This is a genomic window from Sphingobacterium paludis (genome assembly GCF_004364125.1).
In the GTDB taxonomy this organism is placed as follows: domain Bacteria; phylum Bacteroidota; class Bacteroidia; order Sphingobacteriales; family Sphingobacteriaceae; genus Sphingobacterium; species Sphingobacterium paludis.
Window position 1 is genome coordinate 389,341 of the sequence record NZ_SNZV01000004.1, and the last position, 15,519, is coordinate 404,859.

Genomic DNA, 15,519 nt, shown 5'->3' on the forward strand with positions numbered 1-15,519 from the left:
TTGAGATATGGGTATAACACCGTTTATCGTCGCTCTCCGCTTGTCTTATACGAAAGCAAATACCTCGCCTAATGACTCGTTGCTGGTAATGGAGTTTTCTAGATTAACCAGTTCGCCGGTACCGATATTGATAACCACACCATGTACGGCAAGATCCTGACCATTTTTCCATGCATTTTGCACGATGGAGGTGGTGCCTAGGTTAAAAACTTGCTCTTTTACATTCAGTTCAATGAGGCGGTTCACTTTATCTTCTTCGTTTTCAAGCGCATCGATCTCCTTTGCATGTAAACGATAAACGTCTTTAATGTGACACAGCCAGTTATCAATAATCCCAAACTGCTTCCGACTTAAAGACGCCGCCACGCCTCCGCAACCGTAGTGACCTGCTACGACGATATGCTTTACTTTCAACACGTTTACCGCATAGTCTAATACAGATAACATGCTCATGTCAGAATGTACGCACATGTTTGCGATGTTACGGTGCACAAAAACTTCACCAGGCTTGCGACCGGTCACTTCATTTGCCGGAACGCGGCTATCCGCGCAACCGATCCATAGAATTTCGGGGTTCTGCCCTTTGGCTAGCTGTTCGAATCTTCCGGTTGTATCTTTTGCTACAAAATCTACCCAGCCTTTGTTACCATCTAATATTCGCTGAAAACCTAATTCTAATTCTTTATTTCCCATGTTTGATGTAATTAAGGTAGCTGGTCTTTTAAAACCAACCAAGTTAATAGTTTATTTATCTGTTCTTTTTATTTTTTATATGTAATTGACTGCAATTCGATCGCTATGCCTTTGCTTGACGCGTTAAGCTCAAAATCTTTTAAAACTTCGATCACATCCTTATCAATAAATTTGCTGTGCTGGCCATCGATTTTGATTGCTTCCACGTTCTTTGGGAGGCTGTACAGCATCTGCTGGATAGGCACTTTATTTAAAAAAGAGACCTCTTCTGCCAATGTCATGATAACAGTTTTTCCTCCGTTTTGTTCTTGAATCTCCATTTTAAACGCATTTTGCATATTGGCCCGTATAATATAGAATATAGCGACCAATATCCCGATGCCAACACCCATTAACAGGTCTGTAAACACAATGGCTACAACGGTGATTGCAAACGGCACGAATTGATCCAACCCTTTCCGAAACATTTGCTTGAAGAGGGTAGGGTTTGCTAATTTATACCCGGTATGCAATAGAATAGCCGCTAGACAGGATAGGGGTATAAGATTAATTGCGGTAGGAATGGCCAACAATGCGACCAGTAACCATAGACCGTGCAGCATAGCTGATTGACGCGTACGACCGCCCGCTTGCACATTTGCCGACGAGCGCACAATCACGGAAGTCATAGGCAGACCGCCTAAAAAGCCGCTCGTCACATTGCCTATTCCCTGCGCAATCAATTCCCGATTCGTGGGGGTATTTCTCTTCAAGGGGTCGAGTTTGTCAATCGCTTCGATACTCAACAGTGTCTCCAAACTTGCGATGATCGCAATGGTAAGCGCGACGATCCAAACCTGTTTATTGACTACTTGTGAAAAATCCGGAAAAACGAATAGACCGGAAAACTCTTGGAACGAACTGACAATGGGTATTTCTACGAAATGCTGCGCGGTAAGCTGCATCGCTCCACCTCGAAAGAGCACAGCAGCTACAATACCCAACACCACAACAACCAAAGGGGCTGGTATTTTATTAGCACCTTTTATTTTGGGCCAATAGATCAGTGTAGCCAAAGAGAGCAAACAAATGAACGTAGCGCCCCAGTTAATGCTGGATAGTATGGTGTCTTTGAAAGCAGCAATACCGCCCCCATTTTCAACCTCAAACGCATGTGTCTCCGTCATGCCAAAGGCCAACGGAATTTGTTTTAAAATAATGGTTATGCCAATAGCCGCAAGCATACCCAGAATAACGGCTGACGGAAAGTAGTTTCCAATAACACCGGCCCTGATAATCCCCAATATGAGCTGCATGATGCCCGCGATGACGACCGCGAGTAAAAAGGTTTCATAAGCGCCTAATTTTTCGATGGCACTTAAAACAATAACCGTTAATCCGGCAGCGGGTCCACTAACGCTAAGCGGAGATTTGCTAATGGATGCCACGACTAAACCACCAATTATTCCGGTAATAATACCGGCAAACAATGGCGCTCCTGAAGCCATTGCTATTCCCAGACACAGTGGTAGCGCAACCAGGAACACCACTACACTAGATGGGAAATCATATTTTAAGTCTCTTTTTGATAATTTCAAAAAGGCCGACGTACGAGTTCCTAACATAAGATTAAACTTAAAGTCTTTATACCTGTATTAATTTACGTTCCATATTCGAAGTCGCAAACGGCGTACAGCCATGCGGATAGGCTATGGATGCCCGGACGGGCTTAGCAATTAGGAGGAGGTGTGGGTACAGACGGATTAAAAGCCTGTATTAATTTTTCATTATTCAAATAATGCTTCTGTTTTCCACTGATTTCCTGTTGAGCGAAGGAAAATAGGTAGTCGGAAGCACTTGCATTAAAAAACTTGGAGGTCGCTTCGTGAAGATCCTCGTAGATATTACTTCCTTTTGCGTTGTTTTCTATTTCAAGCTGAAGCACGACCTGCAATATCGTTCCCCTATCCAATACATCCACAAACACAGGCGTAGCCGAGATCAGCATCTTCATCAGGAAGATGGCAAAACACAGCTTAGCCGCAGTTATTTGTGTAATCTTGTTTAACACGATAGTTACTTTTGTTTCTATCAAAAATACAATTTTTTCTTTGGATAATACATAGCTTTTTAAGGGCAATGCAACTTTTTTTTATTAACTATCAATATATCGTTATATTTAGCTGTGATTGTTAGCTGGCGATGCCATAAAAATAACATGCTTACGGTTTAGAACGATGGAAGATACGCAACAAGAGTTTATTAAGAAAGTTACGGCCTCTTACAGTCCGAAAGGGGCATATATACAGTTGGGTTCTGCTATATGGAATGGCGAGGTATTGTCGCCGGCGAGGGTGAACCTAGCGCTCAAGGTAATGAATAGACACGGCCTGATTGCCGGAGCAACGGGTACTGGTAAAACGCGTACGCTGCAGTTGATCGCCGAGCAGCTTGCTGATGCTGCTGTGCCCGTTTTTATGCTAGATGTAAAAGGTGACCTCTCCGGACTTAGCGAACCCGGCGTATCCAACGATGCGTTGATTGAGCGCGGAAACCTCGTAGGCGTGCCTTTCGAAGCAACAGCTTTCCCGGTAGCGTTTTTCTCGCTGAGTGGTAAGCTGGGCATCCCCATGCGTATCACCGTAGGAGAATTCGGACCCCTTATGTTAGCGCGTATACTCGATTTGAACGATACGCAAGCAGGGGTTCTGGCAGCCGTATTTAAATATGCGGATGATCAGCAATGGCCCATGATTAAGTTGGACGACCTGAAGAAGCTGCTTACCTATTTAACAGAAGGCCCTGGAGCTGCCGAGATAAAAGATGATTATGGTAAGATTAGCGCAGCAACCTCTGGTACGATCTTACGTAAGATAGTGGCCGTCGAACAGCAAGGCGTAGACCATATATTTGGCGAACGTGCCTTTGATATCCAAGACCTATTTCAAAAAGTCGATGGCAAGGGCGTTATAAGTCTCTTGAACATCGCCGACATTCAAGATCAACCTTTACTGTATTCTACCTTCCTCCTTAGCCTATTAGCTCAGTTATTTAAAAAGCTACCGGAAGTCGGCGACTTAGATAAACCTAAGCTTGTATTTTTCTTTGATGAAGCGCACCTGCTCTTTAACGGTGCATCAAAAGCATTTTTGGGGCAAGTGGAGCAAATTGTACGCTTGATACGTTCCAAAGGCATTGGCATTTTCTTTTGCACGCAAGCCGCAACAGATATTCCGGAATCTGTTTTGGGGCAATTGGGCAACCGTGTACAACACGCGTTACGCGCATTCACCCCCAATGACGCAGAAAACCTGCGCAAGACAGTAAAGACCTACCCCAGATCTGCTTTTTATGAGATCGACAAAGTTTTGACGACGCTCGGAACAGGACAGGCCATGGTTACTGTTTTAAATGAAAAAGGAATACCCACCGAGGTCGTCGCTACACACCTAGTGGCCGCGAGATCCATCATGGGCCCTTGTTCACCGCAGCATTATGCCGATGTTATTAAGCAATCGGATGTTGCAGCAAAATATCAAGTACCGATAGACAGCCGCAGTGCAGCCGATATTATTGAGGAAAAGATGAGCGCCTTCGAAGCGCAAAAAATGCAGGAAAAAAGCAGGAAGGAAACATCCGGCACGGCAAACGGCAGAGCAAGAAGCAGGCGCCAGACGCCGTTGGAAGCTGCACAGACGCAAGCATCCCGTACACTCGCCAGAGAGGGGGTGAAGCTACTTGGGAAGATCGCAAATGGCATCCTCGGCGCCATCTTTAAGAAGAAGTAAATAATATGTCTATCTTTGCGAAGGTCACAATGCAATCATTACTAAAATAAAATACATAATGAGTAAACCAACGTTGTTAATTCTTGCCGCCGGTATGGCAAGTCGATATGGATCCCTAAAACAAATCGATTCTTTCGGCCCTCATGGTGAAACCATCATTGATTATTCAATTTATGATGCGATTCAGGCAGGGTTTGGTAAAATCGTGTTCATCATTCGTGAAGAGTTTCTGGAAAAAATGCGCAGTGTATTTGATGAGAAGCTTCAAGGGAAAATCGAAGTCGACTATGCCTTCCAAAGTTATGATTTAAGCAAGTTTGGAATAGAGCAAACCATAGAACGGAGCAAGCCATGGGGGACGGCACACGCCGTGATGAGTGCAAAGGAAAAGATCAACGAGCCATTCTGCGTCATCAATGCGGATGATTTTTATGGAACTGACTCTTTTGTTAAAATGGCAAAGTTTCTGACCAATGAGGTAGCTGACGATAAAATGTCGCTTATGGGTTTTCAAGTAGGCAATACCATGTCCGATCATGGGTATGTTTCACGTGGGATCTGTGAGGTAGATGAAGACGGACACATGGAGTCGGTTACAGAGCGGACCAATATATATTATGTTACTGACGACGAAGGGCATAGAAAAATCGTGTACGAGGAAGATGGCGTACAGCACGATTTGGATCCTGAAACGCGGGTATCGATGAATTTTTGGGGATTTACGCCGAAGATTTTTGACGTTGCTGAAAGCATGTTTACCGACTTCGTCGCGAAGAACGCGGATAATCCTAAATCGGAATTTTTCATTCCTACCGTCCCTGACTATATGGTGAAACATGGCATGGCAAATTTCAAAGTCATACCGACAGCATCTAAATGGTTTGGTGTGACGTATAAGGAAGATAAAGAGAACGTACAACAGTCGATTTCGCAGTTGGTGGAGCAGGGTGCCTATCCAACAAAATTGTTCTAAGGTTTTTTAAGATATTGGGGTTAAGCTGTCTTCCTTCGTAGTAGGGGAGACAGCTTTTTTATTCATCTATTTGCTTAACCATGCCTATACGAATCAAAAAGACAATGAGCATATTGGGGTATTTTTTGTTGGGAATTATTCTTTTTGTTGTGCTCTACTTTTCGGCCGACTTCCTTTTGTCCCGTATTCCAGCAACGCGAGCGCCTATGGCATATGCGGACAACGGCGTAAAGGTTTTTCTGCTATCAAATGGCGTTCACACCGATATCGTATTGCCTATACAGCATAAAGGTATGGACTGGAGTGAAGTCTTTCCTTACGCCAATACCAAAGGACGAGATACCATCCAAAATTGGATAGCGATAGGTTGGGGCGACAAGGGCTTTTATTTGCATACGCCTGAATGGAAAGATCTGAAGCTCAAAACTGCTCTGGTGGCGGGGTTAGGGATTGGAGAATCGGCGCTGCATGTTACGTATTACAAAGCGTTGGAGGAGGATACCTATTGTCGAGCAACGAAGATCACAGAAGCGCAATATCAACGGCTTATCGACTATGTTATGCAAAGTCTAGAAAAAGATGCGCAGGGCCGGGCCATGCTGATCACTACAGAAGCTCAATATAACGAGCATGATGCTTTTTATGAAGCCATGGGTGCGTATAACATGCTGTTTTCCTGTAATACTTGGACCAACAACGCATTGAAGTATGCCAACATGCCTGCCGGAATATGGACAGTTTTTGATAAAGGTATACTACGGCATTATCCCCCGCGCAGATAATCGATACAATAGAAAAGCCCGAAGTCAGACGACTTCGGGCTTTTTCTTATAGCGTATGTTCTTGCTTATTTGACTTCTTCAAATTCCACATCCTGAACATCGTCACCACCTTGCTTGCCATCTTGCGGTTGGCCAGCGTCACCTTGCGGTTGTTGTGCGCCCCCTTGCTGAGAAGCAGCATACATCTCTTCAGATGCCGCATTCCAAGCATTTTGTAGCTCAGCAGATGCGGTATCGATATCTGCAAAATTGCGAGCTGCGTAAGCCGCTTTCAATTTTTCTAAACCAGCTTCGATAGGCGCCTTTTTATCAGCAGATATTTTATCACCGTATTCTTTAAGTTGTTTTTCCGTAGAGAATACCAATGCATCAGCAGCGTTGATTTTATCGGCTTCTTCTTTGACTTTTTTATCGGCTTCAGCGTTCGCTTCCGCTTCTTGTTTCATCTTCTGGATTTCTTCGTCAGATAAACCTGATGATGCCTCAATACGGATGTTTTGCTCTTTGCCGGTTGCTTTATCTTTGGCAGAAACCTTGATAATACCATTGGCATCAATATCAAACGTTACCTCAATTTGTGGTACACCACGAGGGGCAGCAGGAATTCCATCTAAGTGAAAACGACCAATGGTGCGGTTTTGCGAGGCCATAGGACGCTCACCTTGTAAGATGTGGATTTCTACAGAAGGTTGGCTGTCAGATGCAGTCGAGAATACCTCAGATTTTTTCGTTGGGATCGTGGTATTCGATTCGATCAATTTCGTCATCACCCCACCCATCGTTTCAATACCTAGGGATAATGGAGTAACATCTAATAACAATACATCTTTTACTTCACCAGTCAATACACCACCTTGGATCGCTGCTCCTAACGCAACAACCTCATCTGGGTTAACACCTTTTGAAGGCTCTTTCCCGAAGAAGCTTTTCACGGCGTCAACAATTGCTGGGATCCGTGTCGAACCACCAACCAATATAATCTCGTCGATATCAGAAGTGGAGTAACCTGCATTTTTCAAAGCAGATTTACAAGGATCGATTGTGCGTTTGATTAAGTCGGCCGCTAACGATTCGAATTTAGCGCGTGACAATGAACGTACTAAGTGTTTCGGTCCTGTGGCATCAGCCGTGATATATGGAAGGTTGATCTCAGTCGATGTCGTGCTCGATAACTCAATCTTTGCTTTCTCTGCAGCTTCTTTTAAACGTTGCAAAGCCATAGCATCTTTTTTCAAATCAAAACCGCCATTCTCGTTGGCAAACTCTTCCGCTAACCAGTTGATGATAACGTTATCAAAGTCGTCACCACCTAAGTGCGTATCGCCATCCGTAGATTTTACTTCAAATACACCATCGCCTAACTCCAGCACAGAAACGTCATGCGTACCACCACCACAGTCAAATACAACGATTTTCATGTCTTTGTGTGCTTTATCAAGTCCGTATGCTAAAGCAGCAGCTGTAGGTTCGTTGATAATACGCTTTACATTTAAACCGGCAATTTCACCTGCCTCTTTTGTTGCTTGGCGCTGCGCATCGTTAAAATAAGCAGGTACCGTAATAACCGCTTCCGTCACTTCTTGACCCAAGAAATCTTCAGCAGTTTTCTTCATCTTCTGAAGGATCATTGCAGATACTTCTTGCGGTGTATATTTACGATCGTCAATTTCTACACGTGGCGTGTTATTGTCTCCCTTAACAATGTTGTAAGGAACTTGTTGCGATTCTTTAACAGATTCATCGTATGATAAACCCATGAAACGCTTGATAGAATAAACTGTTTTATGCGGGTTTGTTATTGCTTGACGCTTCGCAGGATCTCCTACTTTACGCTCACCTCCCTCAACAAAAGCCACAATAGAAGGCGTTGTACGTTTTCCTTCATTGTTTGCAATCACTACGGGCTCGTTACCTTCCATCACAGCAACACAGGAGTTCGTAGTACCTAAGTCGATTCCTATAATTTTTGACATATCTTGTTTTTTATTATTTACTAATTTAACTCGCTATCTTCTTATCAACAGCTATGCCAACCTTCAAATCGTCATTAAAACGTAATTTATGTCGTTTTTTATGACTGGCTGTTCTGCCAAACTGTCATTTTCGTTAGCAGTCCGTCATAACTGGCGCCGAATTTAGCTGCCTTTTTCATTAGCAAAAATTAATTGTTAAATTCGTGCTGTAACACACATGACATGACCTTTCAGGAATACTTAGATTATTTCGAACAAATTCTTGCATCTCCCCAAGACTACGATCCTTACGGTGATGAAGAATATTTCAATTATACGAAACTTAATTGGTCTCGTATGAACCGTTGGCTGAAACGATTTGAACCTAATGATGAGATGAAAAATCTCATTGCTTCCATTACCGAGCAACAACATTGGATCGTAATCACCGAACCTTGGTGTGGAGATGCTGCCCACTCGGTAGCTCAATTGTACCAAATGGTTAAAAACAACCCGAATATAGATTTTGAAATTCAATTGCGCGATGCCGCTCCGTTTTTGATTGACGACTACCTTACTGATGGCGGGAAATCTATTCCAAAATTGATTATCCGAAACGATGTGGGCCATGATAAAATAATATGGGGACCGCGGCCGCAGGCCTTACAAGCAATCTTCTCGAGCATGAAACAAGAAGGCACTACTTTTGAAGAAATCAAGGAAACGATGCAAAAGTGGTATAATGAGGATAAGGGGGAAGAAATTCAGCGCGAATTAATCGACGTATTGAGCTAGTCGTTGCTGCGATAGCTTCAGCTAAAAGCAGAAATGTTTCGCAATGCTGCGTAAAATTTCTGCTTTTTAGGTAGAGCTAGGTGTAAATCGTTATCTATTGCGAACCGGCACGCTCAAGGATCTGGACAATCGCAGCATACCCTCTTGCTCGCGCATGCTCCAAAGCGGATATATTATCCTTGTCCGTGATGTTGACGTCGCAACCCGCTATTACCAATGTATTTACAATATCGACATATACCTGACTCCCATTACCAAGGACAACGGCCTCCATTAGAGCTGTCCATCCAAGTCTGTTAACATGGTCAATGGGAAAACTAGGATTTTCCGAGAGTAATTTCACCACATCCAAATGCCCTCTTTCACAGGCAGGAATTAAAGCTGTGCCGTGGTAGCGATTGTATACATCAAAACGTGCACCATGTCGAAGAAAAAGCTCCACTAACGTCGTGTATCCCGCTGCGCCGGCATAAAGAAATGGGCTATCGAAAATATCATCTTGTAAATTGACGTCAGCGCCGTTCTCAACGAGTAATCTAGCCATCTCGACGTGTAGGGATTGTGTGGCAATCAATAACAAAGATTTCCCGTTTTTATCTTTGGAATTGACATTGGCCTTTTTTTTCAAAAGAGATTTTACGGCTGTCAGTCGATTTGCTTTAACCGCCTCAACAATAGCCTCGCGAAGTTGCAAAGCGTCTGTTTTGTTATCGGCGTTGCCAGCATTGAAGAAGATTGCCGAAAAGATAAGTAAGAAAGAATGCATAGGTATAATGTCTTTTCTGGATAGAGCATCCATAAGAATGTCTGTTATCTGTTTTATCAAAGATAAGGACCTAAGAAATTGAATTGATGTGATATTTATCCCGGAACTTGGGAAAATTATAAATGCTCCCGAAATTGACGTGGTGAAACGCCCGTTTGGCCTTTAAAGAAGTTCGAAAAATAAGCAATGTCCTTGAATCCAAGCTCGAATGTAATCTCTTTTATCGATTTCCAAGTGTTGTGTAACAAGCGTTTTGCTTCGAGGGTGGTGCGCGTCTGTATCAAGTACAAAGCCGTTACCTGCAGGTTGTTCTTGCAAAGAATATTCAAGTAATTAGCAGAAATATTTAATTTACTTGCATAGAAGGTAACCGTCTTTTCCTCTTTGAAATGATAATCTATAAGGGCGTGATATCGTAATAAAATAGGATTCGTTCGGTATAAAGAAATCGCTTCAAATTTGCGTTCTACTTCACGGTTTACCAGCTGCGTGATGAGTTTACTTTTGGAGTATACGATATCCCAATATACCGGGAGCAAAGCAAGTTCGCGCTTCAAGCTTTCATACTCAAATAGGAGATCGTGAAAGAGCGGTTGCGATAGTTGAATGACGGGATACCCCTGATACAGTAAAAACGAAAATTGCATGGAAGTAGAGAACGTTTCAAATATACGCTTACTGATCATCAATTGGTAACCGCAGGTTTCTTCTCCCAGTTCCCATTTGTGAAGCTGATCGGGAAAAAGGATATGTATCTGAAAATCGGATACGGGATGATCAACAAAATCTATATTATGTACACCGCTACCCTTCTCGATAAGGAAGAGCAGAAAAAAGTCATGCTTGTGCGCTTTCTCAATTTTATTTTTGCCGTGCGAACCATGATAAAGTAAGCTGTAATCTGAGCTTGAATCAAGTTGAAAGTCTTTCAGTTCCAGTGTTGTGAAGATCTCCTTCTTTACCATATATGGAAATTACAAATTATTCCGTTAATCCAGTAAAAATGGCCGATCCAAAAATTGAAGAGCGGCCATTTTGATGCTGCAGTTACTTGTTAGGCCGGGTGTGGGTCGTTGGGGTATGTATAATATCATAATACACCGTACGATCACTATTGTTCGGATATAAACGATAGGTGAATTCTTGTTTTGTCAAGACGGTAATATCGACAACCCGTGTAAATAGCACATCTTGGGTTTCTGGATTTTTGGCAATAAGCGTACGTGTTCTGCCGTCTGCCGATACAGACCAATCTCCCTGAATCCGAAGTACATCATTCAGGTCATAGATCACAAATGTACCATTCATGGTATAGTAAGCATAACCCACTGCGCCCGCAACGTTCGGATGAGTAAGGGGAACATTTTCTCCTGCGTTATTTCTTGCTCCCGTAGTCTTCCATGCAGTACTTGCCAATATTTCGCTCGGTGTGAGGGCAGGGGCGACCTCCTCACGGTTTTTACGACAGCTAAAAACTAGCGTAGTGAAGATCAGTGATAGGAGGATGAAACTCAAGTTTTTTAAATTATTCATAATTAGTAGTGTATGTGTCTTACAAAAATATCTTTATCCGTATGTTCGGTTTTGCGAAAAGCGGGCGTAAAGTTGTAAATTTTATTGATACGAGCTATTTATGCGTAAGCCTTTCTTCTACACATTTTAAGTTCAGGTTCCGATCGTAAGATTCGCTTAGAATAGCTAATTTAGTAGGCAAATTCCCAGGAAATGAACATCGAACAACTACGTGAATATTGCATAGCTAAAAATGGCGTTACCGAAGAGTTGCCTTTTGGTCCGGACACCCTTGTGTTTAAAGTGGGCGGCAAAGTATTTTTGTTGCTGGGTCTGGATCAGGTCAGTCAACTCGCGTTTAATGTTAAGTGTGATCCGGATCGCGCAGTAGAATTACGAACGGATTATCCCCATACGGTGTTACCGGGCTACCATATGAATAAGAAACATTGGAATACTGTACATTGCAATCAAGCGCTGTCGGATGCAGCTGTAGAAGAATTGATTGATCATAGTTACGATCTGGTGTTTAAATCGTTAACCAGATCCATCAAAGATCAAATATCGTCCCGATAGCGTTGCCATGCCGCGGGTATGTGCGCATTCTGGCTGATCCAATAACGTTGGACGTATTATAGCAGGAATACGTGCCTAAGGCATTAATAGATTAAGTTTTCGAGCAGATTCCTTTTCATTTGATTGCGGTTATTTCCACCTCCAAAAAAGCGATTTTTTCCTAAGGATTCAAACAACTCCTGCATGTTCATTTCCTTTGCCTTTTTATCCTTCCAGTTTTGCGGGACATTGTCTGTCACAAAGTCTACTTTTTGTGCCCAATAATTGATGTGCATCTCCGGTATGGCCAATCCAAGAATCATACCGGGCAATCCATGTACAAGGGCGGGCCCGCCAGACACCGGGATCTGATCGGTATAGAATGCGACGATGTAAAGAGAATCTGGTGTGGCACCATTCACACGCCTGCATTCATAACCCGCTATCTGCCGATATTCATCTGTAAAACGCCAAGTGATTCGCTGAAGGGAGTCTTCCAATACATATTTCTCGTCAAGCTCCATCTGAACTAGAGAACTGCCCTGTGTCAGATTCTGATAAAAAATTTTATCAGGCGAACCGCCGCGCATGGCCGATCTGCCCATTCTTTCCGGTCGGCCACTGTTGGGTCTGCGCCCGCCCCGGGATGGGGTGCGCGACGGCGTCGAGGTGCTTGTGGCCGATTCCTCATCGACGGCGCTCATCAAGGTTGCAGTTTGATCAAATTGCAAGGTAAAAAAAGATGAATTTTTCTCGGGGATATCATCTACGTTGCTATTATAGCGCATCATCATGCCTCTATTTTGGCCGCTCGATTTGCTAGACATTTCGCGCATCCGCGCGCGCAGGTACACTTCCCGCTCAAAGCTGATGATCCCTTTTGTTGGGAAGTATGCATGTTGTGCATACAGCCCACAGAAGAGGCTGCAAACGAACATAAATAATAGGAGGGTGAATCTAATCATTTTTCTTGCCTAAATTTTTGTTGAAATCCCACTTCAATCCGACCATAAGATATTGCGACAGCGTCTGTTGTTGAGATTCGGAAAAGTTGCTGTTACCAACTGTTCGATTGGTGTTGTTAAAGCTATTGAAAACATCAAATGCTTTCAAACTAAGCAGTAGGGATTCGCTGCTGAGCAATTTGCGGGTAAGTTCCAGGTTCATATAGAACTGTTGAATGGGCTGCGGGAATACTTTTGTTTTACCGGTGTAACTGTAGAAAATAACCTGCGTGAGGCTGAATTTATAGGGAAGGAAATATTTGAGGTCGGCATTTGTCGAGGAACGGAATGCGGTATTGTCAAATTGTGGCTGTATCGAATTTGCTTCCTGATTGAGCCCTAAGCCAATGTTTACATTGAAATCAACATGTTTGGAACTTTGTTTATTGGCGTTGATCCCGATAGTTGCATTCGCCGTGTTATTTCGGTTCAAGTCACCGTTGATAAACTGATAATTGTTATCGTAAAATAAGGATGCAAACGGCCCAAATTGCACAAGACCATTCAGGATAGGCTTGCCGTAATTGATATTGACGCGGGCATTCCAGTTGCTGTTGTCCTGGATGTTCACATAGGTAGCGGTAGTGCGGCCTAACGAGTCAATTATAGACTTATTCACAATAGCACTATTAACGATGTTGGCATTCGCGTTGATGTTTAATGAGGAGGCCTTTAGCAAACTGAATTTGCTGAAATTCACGTTGATGGCGTTGTTCGTCTCTCTTTTCAAATCAGGATTTCCCAGCTGCCTATAGAGGTCATTTGTTGGTGGTTGCAAAGGCTGCAGCTGTGCAAAGCTCGGTACATTCGTATTGTTTTGGTAACCCAACGTTACATGCTGGCTGTTACTTATTCGGTAGGACACATTCGCCTGAAGATTGTTTTGCCAAAAGTTACGGTTCAACGCGATTTGTCTATAGCTGTCGGTCAGCTCCTGGTATTTGTAGATGGTCTTGTTGGAGAAATTAATGTTGATTTTGTCGCGGTTGTAGTTCAGGTTGATATCTAGCCCATTGTTGCGGGCGAGGCTTTGTTGATCCTGCGAATAAAGCGTGTCACGGATTGGCTCTTGCCCGTTAGGCATATTGGTGTAAGCATTGATTAGCGCGGATTGTTTAGCGGTACTGAAAGAATAGCCAAAAGTAAGATAAAGGTCTTTCGTAATCGGTTCGTTGATGTTTAACGATCCGCTGAGCCTGTTGTTTTTATTATCGGTAATCCGGGTTTGATCCACAATAACCGAACGTTCGTATTGCCCTAAGCTATCGTAGTAATTCGTTGTCTCGTCGATCAAGTTGGTACCTTTTGTGTTGTCGATATTGGTGTTGAGGTGGATATTCATGCTACGGCCAGATTTGTTCAAGCGCCGGCGGTAGTCTAGGCGTAAGTCCATCCCATCTTTTTCGGAGCTTCTGCTGTTATCTCTGCTGAAATCATTCGCTTTTCTATTTTCATTTCTGAAGGTTGTGCTGTTTGATGTGTTGGCAGAACTGGTCGTGCCGGTATTACCGTTTAGCTGCACATTAAGATTGCTGACAGAATCCAATTTGTATTTTACTTGAGCACGTAACACATTGTTTGTATTGTCTGACATCGAGCGTTCTTCCTGGGTGGTTTCTTGGGTGATACCGTTGTTCAGAACCCTTTTATTATAACTGCTTGACTCGTTAGCTAAGCTGTTATTATTGAAATTGTAGTTGGATGTGAGGTGAAGTTTGCGCTGTAGGAAATTGTTTTCGTAGTTTACGCCAGCACTTTTATAGCGGGGGTCGCCTATGATCTGGTTGTTCATACGGATTCGGCTAGCGTCTCCGGAACTGCCCATATTGTTCCAACTTCCGGTTACACCGATACGCTCTGTCTGATCAAATTTTGCAGAAAATAGATTGGCATCAAAAAGTCCTTGTGTACCTACGCTGGCATTGGCATTCCCAAAAACACCCTTTCGGGCTTCTTCTTTGAGCACTACATTGACCGTTTGCAGGCGTACCCCATCGTCAATGCCAGTTAGTTCCGCTTCTTCGGATTTACGTTCATATACCTGTACCTTGTCAATGGCATCTGCACGGACATTCCGGATCGCGATCTTTGGATCATAACCAAAAAATTCTTCGCCGTCTATCAAAACTTTCGAAACCGTTTTTCCTTGAGCTGTGATTTCGCCGGAAGCCGATACCGTTAGACCCGGTAAACGGCGTAGCAGATCTTCCAGTTTCGCATTTTTTTCCGTTTCAAAGCTACCTGCATCATACTCTATCGTGTCGCCTTTGATCTTTATTGGTATCTTTTGGTTGATCACGACTTCTTCCAACAGGTTGGATTGTGAATTGATTTGTATACGATCCAGCACGATGGGTTTCTGATCGACGACCAGTTTTTGGCTATAAATCTCAAATTTCGGATAAGTAGCGATCAGGATGTAACTGCCTTTTGCAACCTTACCAAACTGAAAAGCCCCGTTTTCATCAGCACGTGTAAAGTAGCGCATAATAGAATCCGTGTCGAGTAAAACGATAGAAGCATTGGTCAATGCGGCATTATCCGACTGATCAGCCACCGCACCTTTAATAGACTGTTGTGCAAATAATTGGTGTACAAGAAGAAATGAAAATAAAAGAATAACTCTTTTCATGATGAATGCTAGCTGAGCAAAGAAAAGAAGAAATAGAGTAAATGAACGTTAAAAGTGTGTATGTAATTAATTTGATACATTGCATATT

14 protein-coding genes are annotated in these 15,519 nt (G+C 43.1%); 5 read left to right on the forward strand and 9 right to left on the reverse strand.

Going from position 1 to position 15,519, the window contains the following annotated elements; all coding sequences use genetic code 11:
- Window positions 1-45: 45 nt before the first annotated feature.
- The 3 genes from B0I21_RS09740 to B0I21_RS09750 form a co-directional block, all read right to left on the reverse strand.
- On the reverse strand, window positions 46-693 hold the full coding sequence (locus B0I21_RS09740; RefSeq protein ID WP_133640279.1) for a carbonic anhydrase: 648 nt from the start codon (window positions 691-693) through the stop codon (window positions 46-48).
- A 68-nt stretch (window positions 694-761) separates the two neighbouring features.
- On the reverse strand, window positions 762-2,297 hold the full coding sequence (locus B0I21_RS09745; RefSeq protein ID WP_133640280.1) for a SulP family inorganic anion transporter: 1,536 nt from the start codon (window positions 2,295-2,297) through the stop codon (window positions 762-764).
- 104 nt (window positions 2,298-2,401) lie between these two features.
- Window positions 2,402-2,767, reverse strand: a complete 366-nt coding sequence (locus tag B0I21_RS09750; RefSeq protein WP_243836009.1) for a hypothetical protein — start codon at window positions 2,765-2,767, stop codon at window positions 2,402-2,404.
- A 142-nt stretch (window positions 2,768-2,909) separates the two neighbouring features.
- Here B0I21_RS09750 and B0I21_RS09755 point away from each other — a divergent pair, with 142 nt between their 5' ends.
- From B0I21_RS09755 to B0I21_RS09765, 3 genes are all read left to right on the forward strand, one after another.
- Complete coding sequence (locus B0I21_RS09755) at window positions 2,910-4,460, forward strand: helicase HerA-like domain-containing protein (RefSeq protein ID WP_133640281.1); 1,551 nt, start codon at window positions 2,910-2,912, stop codon at window positions 4,458-4,460.
- Between the two features lie 58 nt (window positions 4,461-4,518).
- Window positions 4,519-5,433 (forward strand): nucleotidyltransferase family protein, encoded by a 915-nt coding sequence (locus B0I21_RS09760; RefSeq protein ID WP_133640282.1) that lies wholly within the window; start codon window positions 4,519-4,521, stop codon window positions 5,431-5,433.
- Between the two features lie 104 nt (window positions 5,434-5,537).
- On the forward strand, window positions 5,538-6,215 hold the full coding sequence (locus B0I21_RS09765; protein WP_133640391.1) for a TIGR02117 family protein: 678 nt from the start codon (window positions 5,538-5,540) through the stop codon (window positions 6,213-6,215).
- Between the two features lie 65 nt (window positions 6,216-6,280).
- Here B0I21_RS09765 and dnaK read toward each other — a convergent pair whose 3' ends face one another.
- Window positions 6,281-8,188, reverse strand: a complete 1,908-nt coding sequence (gene dnaK, locus B0I21_RS09770) for a molecular chaperone DnaK (RefSeq protein ID WP_133640283.1) — start codon at window positions 8,186-8,188, stop codon at window positions 6,281-6,283.
- Window positions 8,189-8,410: 222 nt separating this feature from the next.
- Between dnaK and B0I21_RS09775 the strand changes: the two genes are divergently transcribed.
- Window positions 8,411-8,962, forward strand: a complete 552-nt coding sequence (locus B0I21_RS09775; protein WP_133640284.1) for a thioredoxin family protein — start codon at window positions 8,411-8,413, stop codon at window positions 8,960-8,962.
- A 94-nt stretch (window positions 8,963-9,056) separates the two neighbouring features.
- Here B0I21_RS09775 and B0I21_RS09780 read toward each other — a convergent pair whose 3' ends face one another.
- From B0I21_RS09780 to B0I21_RS09790, 3 genes are all read right to left on the reverse strand, one after another.
- Window positions 9,057-9,761: an ankyrin repeat domain-containing protein gene (locus tag B0I21_RS09780; protein WP_243836010.1), complete on the reverse strand. Its 705-nt coding sequence runs from the start codon at window positions 9,759-9,761 to the stop codon at window positions 9,057-9,059.
- Window positions 9,762-9,844: 83 nt separating this feature from the next.
- Window positions 9,845-10,693, reverse strand: a complete 849-nt coding sequence (locus tag B0I21_RS09785; RefSeq protein ID WP_133640285.1) for a helix-turn-helix domain-containing protein — start codon at window positions 10,691-10,693, stop codon at window positions 9,845-9,847.
- Window positions 10,694-10,775: 82 nt separating this feature from the next.
- Window positions 10,776-11,261, reverse strand: a complete 486-nt coding sequence (locus B0I21_RS09790) for a DUF4822 domain-containing protein (RefSeq protein ID WP_133640286.1) — start codon at window positions 11,259-11,261, stop codon at window positions 10,776-10,778.
- A 192-nt stretch (window positions 11,262-11,453) separates the two neighbouring features.
- Between B0I21_RS09790 and B0I21_RS09795 the strand changes: the two genes are divergently transcribed.
- The gene (locus B0I21_RS09795; RefSeq protein ID WP_133640287.1) at window positions 11,454-11,816 is read left to right on the forward strand and encodes an MmcQ/YjbR family DNA-binding protein; all 363 of its coding nucleotides are present in this window, start codon (window positions 11,454-11,456) and stop codon (window positions 11,814-11,816) included.
- Window positions 11,817-11,899: 83 nt separating this feature from the next.
- Here the strand turns inward: B0I21_RS09795 and B0I21_RS09800 are convergent, their stop codons facing one another.
- Together B0I21_RS09800 and B0I21_RS09805 are read right to left on the reverse strand one after the other, a co-directional pair.
- A complete protein-coding gene (locus B0I21_RS09800; protein ID WP_133640288.1) occupies window positions 11,900-12,760 on the reverse strand; it encodes a GLPGLI family protein in 861 nt (286 codons plus the stop codon).
- A complete protein-coding gene (locus B0I21_RS09805; RefSeq protein WP_133640289.1) occupies window positions 12,753-15,431 on the reverse strand; it encodes a TonB-dependent receptor in 2,679 nt (892 codons plus the stop codon). Before B0I21_RS09805 ends, B0I21_RS09800 begins: the two co-directional genes overlap by 8 nt.
- Window positions 15,432-15,519 lie beyond the last annotated feature (88 nt).

Excerpts from the sequence above, each read along its gene's own strand:
- B0I21_RS09740 (WP_133640279.1), bottom strand. The coding sequence starts at position 693 with ATGGGAAATAAAGAATTAGAATTAGGTTTTCAGCGAATATTAGATGGT.
- B0I21_RS09795 (WP_133640287.1), top strand. The coding sequence starts at position 11,454 with ATGAACATCGAACAACTACGTGAATATTGCATAGCTAAAAATGGCGTT.
- B0I21_RS09800 (WP_133640288.1), bottom strand. The coding sequence starts at position 12,760 with ATGATTAGATTCACCCTCCTATTATTTATGTTCGTTTGCAGCCTCTTC.
- B0I21_RS09785 (WP_133640285.1), bottom strand. The coding sequence starts at position 10,693 with ATGGTAAAGAAGGAGATCTTCACAACACTGGAACTGAAAGACTTTCAA.
- B0I21_RS09775 (WP_133640284.1), top strand. The coding sequence starts at position 8,411 with ATGACCTTTCAGGAATACTTAGATTATTTCGAACAAATTCTTGCATCT.
- B0I21_RS09760 (WP_133640282.1), top strand. The coding sequence starts at position 4,519 with ATGAGTAAACCAACGTTGTTAATTCTTGCCGCCGGTATGGCAAGTCGA.
- B0I21_RS09765 (WP_133640391.1), top strand. The coding sequence starts at position 5,538 with ATGAGCATATTGGGGTATTTTTTGTTGGGAATTATTCTTTTTGTTGTG.
- B0I21_RS09745 (WP_133640280.1), bottom strand. The coding sequence starts at position 2,297 with ATGTTAGGAACTCGTACGTCGGCCTTTTTGAAATTATCAAAAAGAGAC.
- B0I21_RS09780 (WP_243836010.1), bottom strand. The coding sequence starts at position 9,761 with ATGGATGCTCTATCCAGAAAAGACATTATACCTATGCATTCTTTCTTA.
- B0I21_RS09755 (WP_133640281.1), top strand. The coding sequence starts at position 2,910 with ATGGAAGATACGCAACAAGAGTTTATTAAGAAAGTTACGGCCTCTTAC.
- B0I21_RS09790 (WP_133640286.1), bottom strand. The coding sequence starts at position 11,261 with ATGAATAATTTAAAAAACTTGAGTTTCATCCTCCTATCACTGATCTTC.
- B0I21_RS09805 (WP_133640289.1), bottom strand. The coding sequence starts at position 15,431 with ATGAAAAGAGTTATTCTTTTATTTTCATTTCTTCTTGTACACCAATTA.
- dnaK (WP_133640283.1), bottom strand. The coding sequence starts at position 8,188 with ATGTCAAAAATTATAGGAATCGACTTAGGTACTACGAACTCCTGTGTT.